This window comes from Kouleothrix sp. (assembly GCF_046328425.1).
Lineage (GTDB): Bacteria > Chloroflexota > Chloroflexia > Chloroflexales > Roseiflexaceae > Kouleothrix.
In genome coordinates this window covers 81,336-97,029 of sequence record NZ_JAXLWP010000017.1, presented here as the reverse complement: position 1 = coordinate 97,029, position 15,694 = coordinate 81,336, and the positions used below count along the sequence as shown (strand labels likewise).

The window sequence follows — 15,694 nt, the reverse complement described above, 5'->3', positions numbered from 1 at the left end:
CCCTCCCAGGGTATAATACGCTGTTCGCCTGATCACGTATCGATTGTTGCACTCCGTGGCTTCGCCACGGAGTGCAACACAAAACGAATTGGGGCGGCGAAGCCGCCCCAAACCCCCACCAAAGTATACGTCATCAAGCGAATTTTGATCAGCCACGGAGTGCAACACAAAACGAGATTTGGGCGGCGAAGCCGCCCCCAAACCCCCACCAAAGTGTACGTCATCAAGCGAATTTTGATCAGCCACGGAGTGCAACACAAAACGAGATGGGGGCGGCGAAGCCGCCCCCAAACCCCCACCAAAGTGTACGTCATCAAGCGAATTTGATCAGCCACGGAGTGCAACACAAAACGAGATGGGGCGGCGAAGCCGCCCCAAACCCCCACCAAAGTGTACGTCGTCAAGCAAATTTGGCTAAGCAGAGCGCCAGTGGGCCGGCGCTACTGGTTTGCGCGCTGGCGCGCCTTGCCCTTGAGCTCTTCGGCGCGGCCCTCGGCCTCCAGCTGCTCGTCGTCGACCAAGTCGCCGGCGGCGCCCTTGATCTTGCCCTTCAGCTCTTCGCCTGCGCCGCGCGCGCGCTCTTTGGCCTCGGCGGCCTCGTGGCGGGCGTGGCCTTTAAGCTCTTCGGCGCGGCCCTCGGCCTGCAGCTGCTCGTCGTCGAGCATGTCGCCGGCGGCGCCCTTGATCTTGCCCTTCAGCTCCTCGGCCTTGCCTTTGATGCGATCGTTGCTCATGTCGGTTGCTCCTTGATATCGAACGGTATGCGTGTGCCTAATGCACGAACGATGCCACGGTTATTTTGACAAATCGCCCCGCACAGCTATGATGGTGCAACACCGCATACCTGAAAGGAACCTTTGCTATGACAACGCTTCCGATTGCTGCGCAGCTCTACACCGTGCGCGCGCAGATGGCCCAGGATTTCGCCGGCACGCTGCGCGCGGTGGCCGCGCTGGGCTACGATGGCGTGGAATTTGCCGGGCTGTTCAACACGCCGGCATCCGAGGCGCGCGCGCTGCTCGACGAGCTGGGGCTGCGGGTGTGCAGCAGCCACGTGGCCTTGAATCTGCTCGAGCAGCAGTTCGACGAGACGATTGCCAGCTACCAGGCGCTTGGCTGCCCGATCGTCGTGGTGCCCTGGATCGACGCTAGCCTGCGCGGCGACTACGCCGCACTGGGCGAGCGGCTTGAGCGCCTGGGCGAGCGCGTGCGCGCGGCCGGGCTGCGCCTGGCGTACCACAACCACGATTTCGAGCTGGCCGGCGACGATGGCGCCAGCGGGCTGGCGCAGCTGGCGGCCGCCTCGCAACGGCTCGAGTTCGAGCTGGACTGCGGCTGGGTGTACAAGGCCGGCAAAAGCGTGCCCGCGCAGATCGCCGCGCTGGCGGGCCGGCTGCCGCTGCTGCATATCAAAGATGTCGACGCTGCCGGCCGCTGGGCCGAAGCCGGCCATGGCGAGGTTGGCTACGCCCCGGTGGTGGCCGGCGCCGCCGCAAACGGCGCCGAGTGGCTGATCGTCGAGCTGGACGAGTGCCCGCGCCCGGAGCTCGAGAGCCTGCGCATGAGCCTGCAGTGGCTGCGCGCGCAGAGTGCGTAGTATGGACATGAGCCACCCAGTGATACTGTTCGACGGGGTGTGCAACCTGTGCGCCTGGTCGGTGCAATTTATCATCCGGCGCGACCCGTGCGGGCAGTTCCGCTTCGCCGCGCTGCAGTCGCCGGTGGGCCAGCGGCTGCTGGCCGAGCGCGGCGCCGACGCGCGCGGGCTCGACAGCGTGGTGCTGATCGAGGGCGCGCGCTGGTACGCGCGCAGCGACGCGGCGCTGCGGATCGCGCGGCGGCTGAGCGGCGCCTGGCCGCTGCTGGCGCTGCTGCGGGTGCTGCCGCGCCCGCTGCGCGACTGGGCGTACGATTTCGTCGCGCGCAACCGCTACCGCTGGTTTGGCCGGCAGGACGCGTGCATGCTGCCGACGCCGGCGCTGCGCGCGCGCTTTCTTGAGCAAGAGGGCTAGTGCGCAGTACTTTTCACATGGCCAGGCTAGCGGAAGCTTGCCACGAAGACACAAAGACACGAAGATATGAGAGAGCCGGCAAATCTTCGTGTCTTGCCGCACCAGGCCAGCGGAAGCTTGCCACGAAGACACAAAGGCACGAAGATATGAGAGATCCGGCAAATCTTCGTGTCTTGCCGCACCACGCCAGCGGAAGCTTGCCACGAAGACACAAAGGCACGAAGATATGAGAAAGCCGGCAAATCTTCGTGTCTTGCCGCACCACGCCAGCGGAAGCTTGCCACGAAGACACAAAGACACGAAGATATGAGAAAGCCGGCAAATCTTCGAGTCTTCGCGCGTTTGTGGCTATTTGAAGTGTAGTGGGGCTCAATGGACGACGCACTGCTTGGCCTGCACCACGTCACGGCGATTGCCGGCGACGCGCAGCGCAACCTCGATTTCTACGCAGGCACGCTCGGGCTGCGGCTGGTGAAGCATACCGTGAACTTCGACGACCCGAGCACGCTGCACCTGTACTATGGCGACGGGCTGGGCACGCCCGGCTCGATCGTCACGTTTTTCGCCTGGCCGGGCGGCCGGCGCGGGCGCCAGGGCACCGGCCAAGCGGCGGTAGTGTCGCTGGCAATTGCGCCCGAGTCGATCGGCTACTGGATCGCGCGGCTGATCGAGCGCGGCGTGGCCTACGAGGGGCCGCTCGGCCGCTTTGGCGCGGCGGCGCTGGCGCTGCGCGACCTCGACGGGCTGCTGATCGAGCTGGTGGCCGCGCCCGAGGCGCCGCCGCGCGCGAGCTGGCCCGAAGCGCCGGTGCCGCCCGAGCACGCCATCCGCGGGCTGTATGGCGCGACGCTGTGGCAGGAGGGCTACGAGCTGACCGCGCGGCAGCTGACCGAGACGCTCGGCTTCCGGCTGGTGGCCGAAGAGGAGAATGTGTTCCGCTTCGCGGTGGGGCCGGGCGGGCCGGGCGCGCTGCTGGATGTGCGCTGCACGCCGGGCTTCTGGGCCGGCGAGGTTGAGGTCGGCACGGTGCACCACCTGGCCTGGCGCGCCGCCACGCCCGCGCAGCAGCAGGGCTGGCGCCAGCGCGTGGCGGCGGCGGGGCTGGACGTGACGCCGGTGCTCGACCGGCAGTACTTCCAGTCGATCTACTTCCGCGAGCCGGGCGGCGTGCTGTTCGAGATCGCCACCGACCCGCCGGGGTTCGCGCGCGACGAGCCGGTGGAGCACCTGGGCGAGCGGCTGATGCTGCCGCCGTGGCTTGAGCCGCGCCGCGCCGCGCTCGAGGCCGCGCTGCCGCAGCTGCGCCGGCCAGGCAGCAACCCGCACGGCTACGTCGACGAGCCTTGAGCGCGGCTACTGCGGGCAAGGCTCGCCGGCGCGGTAGGGCTGGCCCGGCAGGTACTGCTGCCACTCCTCGGGTGTGAAGTTGCGGCGCACGATCGCGCACGCGCGCTGGCGCAGCGTCGCGGGAGCCAGGTCGTACACCAGGATCGCGCCGCTGTCGCCGGCAGCGGCCAGCTGCTGGCCGTCGGGGCTGAAGGCGACCCTGGCGAGCCACTGCTCGTCGGCGAACGACGCGATCGGCTGGGCGGTGGCGATATCCCAGAGGATGGCCAGCCCGTCGGCGCCGCTCGAGGCCAGGCGCGTGCCGTCGGGGCCGAAGGCCACGCTGGTGACCTCGCCGGTGTGGCCGGTGAGCGCGAACAGGGGCCGGCGCGCGGCCACATCCCACACCAGGATGGTCGAGTCGTGGCTGGCCGACGCCAGGCGCGTGCCGTCGGGGCTGAACGCCAGGCTGCTCACCGGGCTGGTGTGGCCGCTCAGCGGCGCGCCAAGCGGCTGGCGGCTGGCGAGATCCCACAGGATGATCGTCGCGTCGGCGCCAGCCGATGCCAGGGTTTTGCCGTCGGGGCTGAAGGCGATGCTGGTGACAGTGCCGGTGTGGCCGGCCAGCGGCGCGCCGCTGGCCGCAGCCTGAGGCATGCTCCACAGGCGCACCTCGCCGCGATCACACTCATTATTGCTGGCATGGCCGCAGCCGCCTCCCGCTAGCAGCGCGCCGTCGGGGCTATACGCGAGGGTGGTGATGGAGAGCCGCTGGCTGCTGAACAGCTGCGCGCGCTGCTGCCGGCTGGCCGTGTCCCACAGCGTGATGGTGCCGCTGAACGTGCTGGTGTCGCTGCCGCCGGCGGCCAGCGTCGCGCCGTCGGGGCTGAAGGCCAGGCTGTTGATGTACAGACCGTACACGCCGAATGGCTGGCCGATCGCCTGGCGCGCGCCCGTGTCCCACAGCAGCATGCCCGACGACTCGCTGGCCGAGGCCAGCAGGTGTTGGCTGGCTTTGGGGCTAAAGGCGATGTCGAACACGTCGGCGCCAGCGGCGGCGATCGGCGCGAGGCGCGGCTGGCGGGTGCGCGTATCCCACAGCATGATCGAGCCATCCCACGCGCCCGAGGCGAGGGTGCTGCCGTCGGGGCTGAAGGCCAGGCCGTTGACAAGCGAGGCGTGGCCGACCAATGGCGCGCCGGCCGGCGACCTGCTGGCGGCATCCCACAGGTATACCGCGCCGCGCTCGCAGTAGCCGTCATCTCGCCAGCTATCGCACCCTCCGGCGGCCAGCAGCGCACCGTCGGGGCTGAATGCAATGCTTGTTACACGGCCGCGCGGCGGCTTCAGCGGCTGGCCCTGGTCGGCGTGCGCGGCCAGGTTCCACAGCAGAATCGTCGGGGCAGACGTCCCGTCGCTGCTGGTGTCGTCGCGCAGCATCGCCAGCAGACGGCTGTCGGGGCTGAAGGCCAGCGCGCGGATCGCCGCGCTCTCGTGGCGCTGCTCGGCGAGCGCGCCGGTATGTGCGTCCCAGACGATCAGCGTGCCGTCGGCGCTGGCCGAGGCCAGCCACTTGCCGTCGGGGCTGAAGGCCACGCTGTTCACCGCTTCGACGTGGCCGGTGGTGGTGGCGAGCGGCTTGCCACGGGATTTGCCGGTGGCCGCGTCCCAGACCTGCGCGGTGCCGTCGCCGCTGCCCGACACAACCGATCGGCCGTCGGGGGTGAACGCCAGGCCGTTGATCGAATTGGCGTGGGCGTTGGGCAGATCGTGGATGAGCCGCTCGCTGGCGACATCCCACAGCCGCAGGGTGCCGTCTTGCGTGCCCGAGGCGAGGGTTTTGCCGTCGGGGCTGAAGGCCACGCTGACGACGCCGTGTGTGTGCGGCAGCGGCTGGCCGACCGTCCGGCCGGTGGTGGCGTCCCACAGGCGCACTGTGTTGTCGCTGCTGGCCGATGCGAGCAGCTTGCCATCGGGGCTGAAGGCGATGCGCCAGACATGGTCGGCGTGGCGCTTGAGCGGCGCGCCGATCGGCTTGGGGCCGGCGGAGTCGCGCACGTCCCACAGCCGCAGGCTGCCATCCCAGCTGCCCGAGGCGAGGGTGGCGCCGCTGGGGCTGAACGCCAGGCCTACCACCGCGCCGGTGTGGCCGCTGAGCGGCTGGCCGAGCGCCTGGCCGGTGGCGGTGTCCCACAGCCGGATTGTGCTGTCGCTGCTGGCCGAGGCGAGCAGCTTGCCGTCGGGGCTGAAGGCTACGCCGTTGATCTCGGCGGTGTGGCCGCTGAATGAGAGAATGGCCTGGCCGGTGGCGACATTCCACAGCAGCACGGTGTTGTCGCCACCGCCCGAGGCCAGCCAGGCGCCGTCGGCGCTGAAGGCCAGCGCGTTGACGAACTTGGTGTGGCCGACCAGCGGCAGGCCGACTGGCTGGCCGGCGGCGAGATCCCAGAGCTGGATCGTGCTGGCGCGCGTACCAACCGCTGCCAGGCGGCCGTCGGGGCTAACCGCGATGGCATAGGTTTCGGCCCGGCCGCCGACCAGCGTCTTCGCGGCGGGCGGGTTGGCGCTGGCGTCCCAGAGCGTCACCGCGCCGGTACTGCTGCCTGCGGCGAAGGCCCTGCCGTCGGGGCGAAAGGCCACGCTGTTCACAAAGCCGCTCTGGTACAGCGGCGGGCCGAGCGGCTGGTGGGTTCGGGCATCCCACATGGCGACGCCGGAGCGCTGGCCGGCGATCAGGCGGCTGCCGTCGGGGCTGAACGCCAGGCTGTAAATATCGTCGCCCATCGAGGTGCGCAGGTAGCTGGTGAGCCGGCCGGCGCGCCTGCCGGTCGCGCTGTCCCACAGCGCGATGTCGCGGTCGCTGCCGGCCGAGGCGAGGGTTTTGCCATCGGGGCTGAAGGCTAGACTAAGCACCTGCGGCTGGTGGCCGGGCAGCACGGCGAGGCTTTGCCGTGCCGGCTCGGCATCCCACAAGATCACCGCGCTGTCGGCGCCAGCCGAGGCGAGGGTTTTGCCGCTGGGGCTGAAGGCCACGCTGTTGACGCGGCCGTGGTGGCCGCGCCAGGGCTGGCCGATGGCCTGGCCGCTGGCCGCGTCCCACAGCGCCACGGCGTCGGTGCCGCCCGAGGCGAGGGTTTTGCCGCTGGGGCTAAAGGCCACGCTGGTGATCGGGTTGAGCTGGTGGATGAGTGGGCCTGCCTGGCGGCGCGCGGCCACGTCCCACAGCACAATCGTGCCGTCGGCGCCGCCGGCCGCCAGGGTAGCGCCATCCGGGCTGAACGCCAGCCCGGCCACCGTGGCGCTGTCGTTGTCGCGGGTATAGCCGCTGAGGCGCTGGCCGATCGGCGTGGCGCGCGCGGCGTCCCACAGCACCACGCTGCCATCGCCGCCGCCCGAGGCCAGAAGCTTGCCGTCGGGGCTAAAGGCCACGGCGGCGACCTCGCCCTGGAAGCCGCGCAGGCGCTGGGCGGCTGTGGCGCTGGCGACGTCCCACAGCACGATCATGCCGTCTTTGCCGGCCGAGGCGAGGGTTTTGCCGTCGGGGCTAAACGCCAGCCCGAGCACCGCGCCGGTGTGGCCGGCGAGCGGCTGGCCGGCGGGCTGGCCAGTGGCCGCGTCCCACAGCCGGATCTCGCCGTGCTCATCGCCCGAGGCCAGGCGATTGCCTGGGCCAAAGGCCAGGCTCAGCAGCGGCGCGGCGTGGCCGGCGAGCGGCTGGCCGACGGGCTGGCCCGTGGCTGCGTCCCACAGCCGGATGGTCTTGTCGCGGCTGGCCGAGGCCAGCCGCGCGCCGTCGGGGCTGAAGGCCAGCTGCGTGACGGCATCGGCGTGGCCGTGCAGAAAGGCATCGAGATGGGTGCTAGAAAAGAACGTAGATATCAAGTTATTCTCAGCATCATGCTGGTTTGATATGCTGTTTGTTTCAAGGCTGAAAAGCAGCGCCAGGTCGAGATCATTTGAATGCTTCATCGCCTGAACCGATAGCTCGTTGACTCGGGCGAGCTCGGTCTGGCGCTGGGCCTGGCTGCGGAAGATCAGCGCGGCCACCGCAACGCCCAGCGCCAGCACGGCCAGCGCGGCCAGGATCAGCGCGCGCCGCCGCAGCTGGCGCGTGGTGGCGCGGCTAGCCGCAAGGTGCTGGGCCTGCTCGTCGGCGCGGGCGGCCTCGGCCTCGGCGCGGCGGCGCTGCTCGTCGGCGAGCGCCTGGGCGCGCTCGATCTCGCGGCGCTGCTCGTCCTCGACGGCGGCGCGGCTGGCCTCGAGAAACGCGCGCTCGAGCGGGTTCAGGTCGGCGTCGTGGCCAGCGGCCCACTCGGCGGCGCTGGCGAGCCTGGCGCCGCGGTACAGCGCGCCGGGGTCGCGCGCCAGCTTTTCCCACTCCTGCGCGTCCTCGGAAAGCGCGTGGTGCAGCAGCAGCCCGGCGCGGTCGGCGTCGAGCCACTGGCGCAGCAGCGGCCACTCGCGGATCAGCGCCTCGTGCGCCACCTCGACCACCGGCACCGAGTAGCCGGTGGTTGCCGGGCGGGCAGGCGCTCCTGGCGCGCGCGGCGTGTGCATAAGCTGGTTGCTCACCACCAGCAGCCGCGCGTCGGTGAGCGTCTTGATCACCGCGTCGACGGCGGCGGCCGCGTCGGGGCGGTGCACCAGCTCGGCGATGCTGGCGCGGCGGCGGGTGTCCTGCGTTCCCTCGCCGAGCTCGGTCAGGCGCAGGAAGATGCCGCGCGCAATCGCGCGCTGGTCGTCGCTCAGCACGCGCTCGTACACCTCGGCGGCGGTTTTGGCGATCGCGCCGCGCACCCCGCCGGCCTCGGCGTAGCTTTCAAGCGTCATGGTGCGGCCACGGCGGCGCTGCCAGGTGGCCAGCAGCGCGTGCGAGAGCAGCGGCAGCGCGCCGGGCTCGCCGGCCGCGTCGCGCAGCATGTACTCGACGAGGCCAGGCTCGAAGTGCCAGCCGCCCTGGCGCGCCGGCTCCTCGATCGCGCGGCGCAGCTCGTCGGCGGTCATCGCGCCGATAAACTCCTGATGCTCGGCCACGGCGGCGCGCAGGCCGTCGTAGCGCGCGCAGGCGGCGTAGAAGTCGGCGCGCAGGCCGATCACCACAATCACCGGGCCGTCGTGCAGCGCGGCGTAGAGCAGGTTGCCGATAAACGCCTGGCGCTCGTCCTCGCTCTTGCAGGCGGTGAACAGCTCCTCGAGCTGGTCGACCACCAGCAGCAGCTGGCTGGCGCCGGGCCGGCGGTTGATGATCTTGCAGGCGGCCAGGTGCAGGCTGCGCTCGCTGCGGGCCAGGTCGGCGGCGAGGGCCTCGGCCTCGGCCAGCGAGGCGTTGGCGCGCGCAAGGCTGGTGGCCAGTGCGTCGAGCGGCCGCGCGGTGGGCGTGATGATCCGCGCCGGCCAGCTTGCGCTGCCGCTGGGCGGCAGGCGCCCGTCGGCCAGCGGCGCGGCGCGGCGCAGCGCGGGCAGCAGGCCGGCGCGCACGAGCGACGATTTGCCGCTGCCCGATGCGCCAATGATCGCCAGAAAGCGCCCCGCGCCGCCGGCGCACTGCGCGCCGATCCGCGCGGCCAGGCGCGCCGTGAGGGCTTCGCGGCCAAAGAACCCGGCCGCGTCGGACTGTTCGTAGAAGCGCAGGCCCTTGAACGGCGGCTCGCCGGGGGCGGGCGGCTCGTCGAGCACGATCCGCGGCGGGCCTTCAACTTTGATCTCGCCGCTTTTCAGCTCGAGCAGCGTGCGCTCGATCCTGGCGATCGCCAGCAGCACGTCTTCAAAGCCCTGGTCGAGCTTTTTCTCGATCCGGCCGCTGGCGGCCAGCAGCGCGGCGACGCGGTCGGAGATCGCGTCGGGCTGCGACAGCAGCGTGTCGAGCCGCTCGAGGATGGCGCCCTGGCCGCTGGCGAGCGCGCGCGCGCTGTCGCGCAGCGCCTCGAGCATGAGCCGGTTGAAGGCGCGCCAGGCGCGGGTGTGCTCGGGCTGCTTCAGCAGCTCGCCGAGGTGGATCAGCGCGCGGTCGAGCAGGTGGCGGCGCAGGTGTGGCCGGAGGTTCTGATCCCACGCCAGCCAGCCGGCCAGCTGCTTGGCCAGGAATGGCTCGAGCGCGTCGTTGAAAAAGCGCTCGGCCAGCGCCTGCGGGTTGGCGTCGTGCAGGTAGGTGTAGACGCTGGCGCCCGGCCGGTCGGCGGGCGGTTCGAGCGGCAGGATGTACTGCGCGCGCAGCGCCTGCTCGATCGCGCGCAGGCACTCCTGGGCCTGGCGGCCGAGCTCGTCGTCGCGGCGCGCGCCGGGGTAAATCACCGCGTCGGGCACGTCGCGGGCGGGCTTCCAGGCCGCCGGGAAGCTCTGCGGGCCGCCAACGTCGTAGATCGCCTCGCGTAGCGCGTCGCGAAACGCGCCCTGCAGGTCGTGGTTGATCCGCTGGCGCTCCTGGCCGCTGCGGTCGGTCAGATCGCGGCAGATCTTCCCGACCTGGTCGGCGGCGAGCGTGCCCGAGGTGCTGGTGACGAGCGCGAAGATCTTTTTGACTGCGGCGTTCTGCGCGATGTCGGGGAAGCTGGAGGCGACTGCCGATTCCAGCAGGCCGCCGCTGAGATCGCCAATCAGCGAGCCGATCGGGCCGGCTGCGGCCAAGCCCACGGTGCTGCCGATCATGCGCCCAAGCGCCATTGCGGTGCCTTCCCATTGCGTGTGCGAATACGTCTCGTAGGGAAGCAAGCTATTGTTTGGTTGCCCTCCGTACCAATTATCGACGCGATTTCAAGAGGGGCGCGCCCGCCCGCCGCGCGCGCGGCAGGCCGTTCATGGCGTGCTGATGCGCTCTTTCGCCATGCGCGGGCGCGGGGGTGTGGCCGGCGGTGAAGAAACTGCCACGTTGGTGAAGAAAGTTGCCCGGCTGGCGCGGGCGCCGCGGCGCGAGGTCGGCGAAGCCACCCCCGCGCCGCAGCATGATGCGGAGGAGGTACTACTCGGCCGAGCCGGGCTCGGTCAGCTTGCGGTGCTGCGCGGCCTTGGCGGTCTCGGGCAGCAGCTTGGCGGCCGCGCCCTGCAGCTTATTCTTGGCCGACCCGGCGATCACGTGGTCGCCGCCGCTCATCAGCGCTTCGAAGCCCTGCCTGGCAACCTGGGCCGGGTCGTCCTTCTTGCCGGCGCCGGCCTTGGTGTCGTCCATGCCGGCGCGGTGGAAGAAGTTGGTGTCGGTGGGGCCGGGCATCAGCGCGGTCACGCTCACGCCGGTATCCTTCAGCTCGTTGCGCAGCGCCTCGGAGAACGAGAGCAGAAACGCCTTCGAGGCGGCGTAGACTGCCTCGAACGGGCCGGGCATCACCCCGGCGATCGACGAGGTGAACAGAACGCGGCCACTGCCGCGCGCGACCATGTCGTTCAGCACGCGCTTGGCCAGGTGCACCGACGAGCTGACGTTCAGGTTGATCAGGTTCAGCTCGGCGCGCAGGTCGGTCTCGCGCGCGAAGTCGCCGCCGACGCCTACGCCGGCGTTGATCGCGATCGCGTCGACCGGGCGGCCGGTGGCTTTGATCGCGTCGTACAGCGACTCGACGCCCTCGTAGGATGCCAAGTCGGCCTGCACAGCGTCGACCTGCGCGCCCGACTTGTTGAGCTTGCTTGCGGCCGCGTCGAGCGCTGGGCCAGTGGCGGTGACGAGCAGGTCGAAGCCATGCTCGGCGAACTGCCTGGCCAGCTCGTAGCCAATGCCGCTTGACGCGCCGGTGACGACGGCGAGCGGCCGGTTTGCTTGGGTGTTCATAGGGCACTCCTTCCCATGCGGTTCGGCTGCGGCGCGGGGCTAGCCGCGCGGCCACAGTTCACAGCTGAGTGGCAAGTGGCGTGCCATATGTGCCGGGTTCTCGCGCGGCGGCGATTGTGCGGGTGTGGGCGGTAGCCGGTATACGCGTGGGCGGCTGCCGCCCGTACGTGGCGAAGGGATGGCGCTAGCGCGCGGCCACCGGCGCGGCGGCCGGGGCGCGCAGCGGGCGCAGCGCGGCGGCAAAGCGCGCCAGCTCGCCGAGCATCGCCGTAGCGGCGCTCTCCATGGTGTCGTTGGGGTTGAGGCGGCCCTCGGCGTCGAAGAACTGCGCGAAGAACGGGATGGCCACCGCCTCGGGCAGCGGCGTCATCTTCAGCGTCGTCACCACCTGCTTGAGCATCTGCACGGCGCGGGTGCCGGCCGACACGCCGCCGTAGCTGACAAAGCCAACCGGCTTGTACTGCCACTCCTGGTGCAGGAAGTCGAGCGCGTTCTTCAGCGGCGCGTTCATGGCGAAGTTATACTCGGGCGTCACCATCACGAATGCGTCGGCCGCCTCGACGCGCGCGCTCCAGTCTTTGGTGTGCTGGTGCACATACTGGCGCAGCCGTGGGTGGCCCGGCTCGTCGAAGAAGGGCAGGTTGATCTCGGCCAGGTCGGCCAGGTCGACATCGAACGCGCCGTGGGCCAGCGCCCGGCTGTAGATCCACTGGCCGATCGGCAGGCCGCGCCGGCCAGGGCGCGTACTGGCGATAATGATCTGCAGCCGCAGGCGCGGCGTGTCGGCTGGCTCGGGGGCGTCGGTCATGACGTGTACTTCCTTTCCACAGAGGTTTGCTATGGCCCGTGCCCGCGTGCGCCGGCAGCCTGGGCCGCATATTCATCGCCTATTATACGTACGGCGCTGCGTTTTCGCTTTCTTTTTGCGCCGCAATGTACCTGGCTGCGTGGCAAGCCCAGTGCCACGATCAAGCATGTTCGCCCCACCAGCGCAGCACGCGCAGGGCGCGCAGCGTGTTCCAGCGGCTCGGCCCGCCGGTGCGCTCCATGTCGAAGAATACTTTGCCGGCGTATTTCTGCTGCACCGGCCAGCGGCCGTCGGGCCGGCGCCGCGCGTGCAGCAGCTCGATCGCGTCGCCAAGCCGCTCGTCGCGCGCGGCGCCGGCGCGGGCGAAGTACGCCAGTCCGCGCAGCACGTCGTAGTGCCAGCGGTAGGGAAACGACAGCATGGCGAACTTCTGGCTGATCAGCTGCCCGGTTCGATCGGATTTGAACAGGCGGTGGCGCAGCATCAGCTCGAGCGCGGCCTGCTCGGCCGCACGGGCATCGTCGCGCCGCGCGCCAGCGCCCTGCTCGATATACTCGCGCAGCCCTTCAAGCACGTTGAAGGTGGTGTGAAACGAGCTGTGGTGTGGGCGTGGCTGGCGCAGGCGCCGGCAGTTCCAGCCGCCGTCGGGCATGGCTTCGGCCAGCAGGTTGGCGACGATCGCGTCGACGCGGTCGGCGTCGGCGCCGAAGTACACGGCGATACGCAGCAGCATCCCGACGACGCAGCGGTCGCAGGCTGCCAGGCGCCGCTCGAAGCTGGCGTCGCGCGCCGGCCCGAGCAGCGAGCCCAGCGCCAGCTCGGCGCCGCGCCGCGCTGCGGCGCAATCGCGCGCGATGCCGATGTCGCACAGTGTCAGCAGCGTGTAGGTGGCCGAGGTCCATTTTGGCGAGTACGCCCCGCCGCCCCAGCCGCCGTCGGCGTCCTGGAGGGCCAGCAGCCGCGCGCCCCAGCCCTCGCTCTGCGTGCGGCGCTGCTCGGCGCGCCACGCGTCATCCGGCGCGCCAAGCAGATCGCGCAGCGTCTGCCAGCGTATCGCCGGGTCGCCGTCCATCAGCCAATCGGCCGGGCTTGTGGCTTCGCTCATACTGTGTGCTCCTGCGCCGAGGTTCTTAACAGCTGTCTGAAAAGGGTGGTTTGGGGGGACTTCGTCCTTCCAAATATCCACTTTTTCTGGCGAGTGGCAGCCACATTCGTGGCCGCCACTCGCCAGAAGGGAAGTGCGAGGGGCTATGCCCCTCGCGCACCTCCTTTTCAAACAGGCTTTTAGGGTGCCTGGCCTGCCGCTGGCGTATGCTCCAGCTCGCGGCGGAGCGCTGCGGCCCACGCGCGCACGCGGCCGGCGGCGCCGCTGGGCTGGCCTGGCAGGTAGACATCGGCGATCGTCGTGCTCCAGGCGCGCAGCACTGGCCGCCGCTCGGCCTCGGGCCGCAGCACGCGCGCCGGCCCGGCGGCCAATCGCCCAACGCGGCGGCGCAGCTCGGCCACGGCCACGCCACGGTCGAGATGATCGACAAATGCGGCGCGCAGGCCAGCCAGCGCCGCGTCGGTGAACTGCGCGGGGTGTTGGAGGTTGTACGAGGCGACGGTGAGGAAATGCTCGGCCTGCAGCTCGGGGTCGCTATACTCCCAGGCTATCAGCGCGCCGAGCATCTCCCAGCAGGTCATTCCGTCGGCGGAAGGCGCGCCGCACTCGCGGCAGCGTGCGCCGGGCGGCTGAGTAGGTGTGCTCATAGCCGCCAGTATAGCACGGCGGCGGGCGTGCTTCTACTGCCCTGGGCTGAACGGCACCTCGCCGGGCTTCAGCGGGCGGAAGCGCAGCGCCGACCAGACATCGTCGACGGCCACCTGGCTGATCGGCCGCATGCCATACTCGGCGAGGATTGGCCACAGGCTGTCGCGGTTGATGTCGGTGCGGTTGGCCTTGGGGTACAGCACCCAGAAGGCGCTGGGCCGGGCCAGCAGCTCTCTGTGGCTGTCGAGCGCGCCGCGCAGCGACGCAGCGTCGCCGGCGAAGATCAGCGTGGCCGTCGCGTCGCCAAACGCCTCGACCAGGCGCGCGCCCTCGGGCAGCGGCCCGATCCGCTCGCGGTACGCGGCGTCGGAGAGCCAGGCGAGCGTGCCTGGCTTGATCTGGAGCTTTTCGGCGATGCTTTTTGTGCTCATGCTGCCTGTCTTTTCAACAATACGGCTTGCGCGGCCGGGGCTTGGCTTTCGGCAGAGCAGTTCTTTTCCCTGTGTGGTGCTGGGATATTCGCACGAAGCGCGAACATCCCAGCACAGCAGATCGCATGCTGCAGCTGCCTGCGGCAGCCTGCGACGCGGGTGGCGGCTAGCCGCCGGCGATCGCGCCCACCACGATGAACGGCTCGACGCCGCGCGCCACCGCCTCGGGCAGCGCGGCGTCGGGCGGCTCGTGCGACAGATCCTCCTCGCAGGCGAAGAAGCGCACAAACGCCCGGCGCTGCTTGGTGACATGGTCGCGAATGGCGCCGCGCAGCACCGGATACTTGGCCTCGAGCGCGTCGAGCACCGAGCGCTGTGTCACCGCGCCCACGACCTCGACCTCGGCCTCGCCGCTGAGGCGCGCCAGCGTGCGCAGGTGCGCCGGGAGCATCACGCGGATCATCGCAGCGTCTGCACTTCGACCGAGAGCACCGACGGCAGATCGCGCACGATCGGCGCCCAGGTGTCGCCGCTGTCGGCGGAGGCATACACCTGCCCGCCGGTGGTGCCGAAGTAGATCCCGCACGACGCGTGTGTGTCGACGGCCATCGCGTCGCGCAGCACATTCACGTAGCAGTTGCTCTGCGGCAGGCCGTTTGTCAGCGGCTCCCACTCGCCGCCGCCGCTGCGGCTGCGGTACACGCGCAGCTTGCCGTCGGGCGGGAAGTGCTGTGAGTCGCTGGTGATCGGCACGACGTAGATCGTCTCGGGCTCGTGCGCGTGCACCGCGATTGGGAAGCCGAAGTCGGTGGGCAGGTTGCCGCTGATCTCGTGCCACGAGGCGCCGGCGTCGTCGCTGCGCATCACGTCCCAGTGCTTCTGCATGAACAGCACGCCGGGGCGCGAGCGGTGCATGGCCAGGTTGTGCACGCAGTGGCCGACCTCGGCCTCGGGGTTGGGCATGAACTCCGAGCGCAGGCCGTGGTTGATCGGCTGCCATGTCGTGCCGCCGTCGTCGCTGCGGAAGGCGCCTGCGGCCGAGATCGCGATGAAGATCCGGTCGGGGTTGCTCGGGTCGAGGATGATTGTGTGCAGGCACATGCCGCCGGCGCCGGGCTGCCACGAGGGGCCTGAGGTATGCTTGCGCAGGCCGGAAAGCTCATGCCAGCTGCGGCCGCCGTCGGTGGTGCGGAACATGGCCGCGTCTTCGACCCCGGCGTATACGGTGTCCGGGTCGCTGAGCGAAGGCTCGAGGTGCCAGACTCGCTTGAATTCCCACGGGTGCTGAGTGCCGTCGTACCATTGGTGGGTGCCGGGCACGCCATCGTACACGAACTCATTGTTCACCGGCTCCCATGTGGCGCCGCCGTCGTCGGAGCGCTGGATCTGCTGGCCGAACCAGCCGCCCGACTGCGAGGCGTACAGCCGGTTCGGGTCGGCGGGCGAGCCCTTGACGTGGTAGATCTCCCAGCCGGGGAAATGCGGGCCTTGCACGTCCCAGCGCTCGCGCTTCTCGTCGGATGTCAGCACGAACGCGCCTTTGCGCGTGCCAACCAGCACTCGTACACCGCTCATTGGTCGCTCCTTTCAGCCAACACTGCCAATGTG

At 70.1% G+C, this 15,694-nt stretch carries 12 protein-coding genes; 3 read left to right on the top strand and 9 right to left on the bottom strand.

Translation table 11 applies throughout. The features are described 5' to 3' along the window. Positions 1 to 440 precede the first annotated feature (440 nt). Positions 441 to 734 carry a CsbD family protein gene (locus U0177_RS16845; RefSeq protein ID WP_409571815.1) on the bottom strand — a complete coding sequence of 98 codons (294 nt, stop codon included), beginning with the start codon at positions 732 to 734 and terminating at the stop codon, positions 441 to 443. A 128-nt stretch (positions 735 to 862) separates the two neighbouring features. Here U0177_RS16845 and U0177_RS16840 point away from each other — a divergent pair, with 128 nt between their 5' ends. The 3 genes from U0177_RS16840 to U0177_RS16830 all read left to right on the top strand — a co-directional run bounded on the left by U0177_RS16840 (position 863) and on the right by U0177_RS16830 (position 3,359). Further along, positions 863 to 1,597: a sugar phosphate isomerase/epimerase family protein gene (locus U0177_RS16840; protein WP_409571814.1), complete on the top strand. Its 735-nt coding sequence runs from the start codon at positions 863 to 865 to the stop codon at positions 1,595 to 1,597. Position 1,598: 1 nt separating this feature from the next. Next, the gene (locus tag U0177_RS16835) at positions 1,599 to 2,012 is read left to right on the top strand and encodes a thiol-disulfide oxidoreductase DCC family protein (RefSeq protein WP_409571813.1); all 414 of its coding nucleotides are present in this window, start codon (positions 1,599 to 1,601) and stop codon (positions 2,010 to 2,012) included. A 372-nt stretch (positions 2,013 to 2,384) separates the two neighbouring features. Beyond that, the gene (locus tag U0177_RS16830; RefSeq protein ID WP_409571812.1) at positions 2,385 to 3,359 is read left to right on the top strand and encodes a ring-cleaving dioxygenase; all 975 of its coding nucleotides are present in this window, start codon (positions 2,385 to 2,387) and stop codon (positions 3,357 to 3,359) included. A 6-nt stretch (positions 3,360 to 3,365) separates the two neighbouring features. Here U0177_RS16830 and U0177_RS16825 read toward each other — a convergent pair whose 3' ends face one another. From U0177_RS16825 to U0177_RS16790, 8 genes are all read right to left on the bottom strand, one after another. After that, the gene (locus tag U0177_RS16825) at positions 3,366 to 9,998 is read right to left on the bottom strand and encodes an AAA family ATPase (RefSeq protein WP_409571811.1); all 6,633 of its coding nucleotides are present in this window, start codon (positions 9,996 to 9,998) and stop codon (positions 3,366 to 3,368) included. Positions 9,999 to 10,293: 295 nt separating this feature from the next. Continuing rightward, complete coding sequence (locus U0177_RS16820; RefSeq protein WP_409571810.1) at positions 10,294 to 11,094, bottom strand: SDR family NAD(P)-dependent oxidoreductase; 801 nt, start codon at positions 11,092 to 11,094, stop codon at positions 10,294 to 10,296. A 184-nt stretch (positions 11,095 to 11,278) separates the two neighbouring features. Then, entirely contained in the window at positions 11,279 to 11,902 is a 624-nt protein-coding gene (locus U0177_RS16815) for an NADPH-dependent FMN reductase (protein WP_409571809.1), read from the bottom strand. 160 nt (positions 11,903 to 12,062) lie between these two features. Continuing rightward, positions 12,063 to 13,007 (bottom strand): hypothetical protein, encoded by a 945-nt coding sequence (locus tag U0177_RS16810; RefSeq protein ID WP_409571808.1) that lies wholly within the window; start codon positions 13,005 to 13,007, stop codon positions 12,063 to 12,065. A gap of 179 nt (positions 13,008 to 13,186) precedes the next feature. Further along, positions 13,187 to 13,654: a DUF5946 family protein gene (locus U0177_RS16805; protein ID WP_409571807.1), complete on the bottom strand. Its 468-nt coding sequence runs from the start codon at positions 13,652 to 13,654 to the stop codon at positions 13,187 to 13,189. A 33-nt stretch (positions 13,655 to 13,687) separates the two neighbouring features. Further along, the gene (locus U0177_RS16800) at positions 13,688 to 14,086 is read right to left on the bottom strand and encodes a hypothetical protein (protein ID WP_409571806.1); all 399 of its coding nucleotides are present in this window, start codon (positions 14,084 to 14,086) and stop codon (positions 13,688 to 13,690) included. Between the two features lie 166 nt (positions 14,087 to 14,252). Then, positions 14,253 to 14,549 (bottom strand): MoaD/ThiS family protein, encoded by a 297-nt coding sequence (locus U0177_RS16795; RefSeq protein ID WP_409571805.1) that lies wholly within the window; start codon positions 14,547 to 14,549, stop codon positions 14,253 to 14,255. Beyond that, complete coding sequence (locus U0177_RS16790; protein WP_409571804.1) at positions 14,546 to 15,661, bottom strand: WD40/YVTN/BNR-like repeat-containing protein; 1,116 nt, start codon at positions 15,659 to 15,661, stop codon at positions 14,546 to 14,548. Before U0177_RS16790 ends, U0177_RS16795 begins: the two co-directional genes overlap by 4 nt. Positions 15,662 to 15,694 lie beyond the last annotated feature (33 nt).

Excerpts from the sequence above, each read along its gene's own strand:
- U0177_RS16820 (WP_409571810.1), bottom strand. The coding sequence starts at position 11,094 with ATGAACACCCAAGCAAACCGGCCGCTCGCCGTCGTCACCGGCGCGTCA.
- U0177_RS16790 (WP_409571804.1), bottom strand. The coding sequence starts at position 15,661 with ATGAGCGGTGTACGAGTGCTGGTTGGCACGCGCAAAGGCGCGTTCGTG.
- U0177_RS16810 (WP_409571808.1), bottom strand. The coding sequence starts at position 13,007 with ATGAGCGAAGCCACAAGCCCGGCCGATTGGCTGATGGACGGCGACCCG.
- U0177_RS16845 (WP_409571815.1), bottom strand. The coding sequence starts at position 734 with ATGAGCAACGATCGCATCAAAGGCAAGGCCGAGGAGCTGAAGGGCAAG.
- U0177_RS16805 (WP_409571807.1), bottom strand. The coding sequence starts at position 13,654 with ATGAGCACACCTACTCAGCCGCCCGGCGCACGCTGCCGCGAGTGCGGC.
- U0177_RS16795 (WP_409571805.1), bottom strand. The coding sequence starts at position 14,549 with ATGATCCGCGTGATGCTCCCGGCGCACCTGCGCACGCTGGCGCGCCTC.
- U0177_RS16830 (WP_409571812.1), top strand. The coding sequence starts at position 2,385 with ATGGACGACGCACTGCTTGGCCTGCACCACGTCACGGCGATTGCCGGC.
- U0177_RS16835 (WP_409571813.1), top strand. The coding sequence starts at position 1,599 with ATGGACATGAGCCACCCAGTGATACTGTTCGACGGGGTGTGCAACCTG.
- U0177_RS16800 (WP_409571806.1), bottom strand. The coding sequence starts at position 14,086 with ATGAGCACAAAAAGCATCGCCGAAAAGCTCCAGATCAAGCCAGGCACG.
- U0177_RS16840 (WP_409571814.1), top strand. The coding sequence starts at position 863 with ATGACAACGCTTCCGATTGCTGCGCAGCTCTACACCGTGCGCGCGCAG.
- U0177_RS16825 (WP_409571811.1), bottom strand. The coding sequence starts at position 9,998 with ATGGCGCTTGGGCGCATGATCGGCAGCACCGTGGGCTTGGCCGCAGCC.
- U0177_RS16815 (WP_409571809.1), bottom strand. The coding sequence starts at position 11,902 with ATGACCGACGCCCCCGAGCCAGCCGACACGCCGCGCCTGCGGCTGCAG.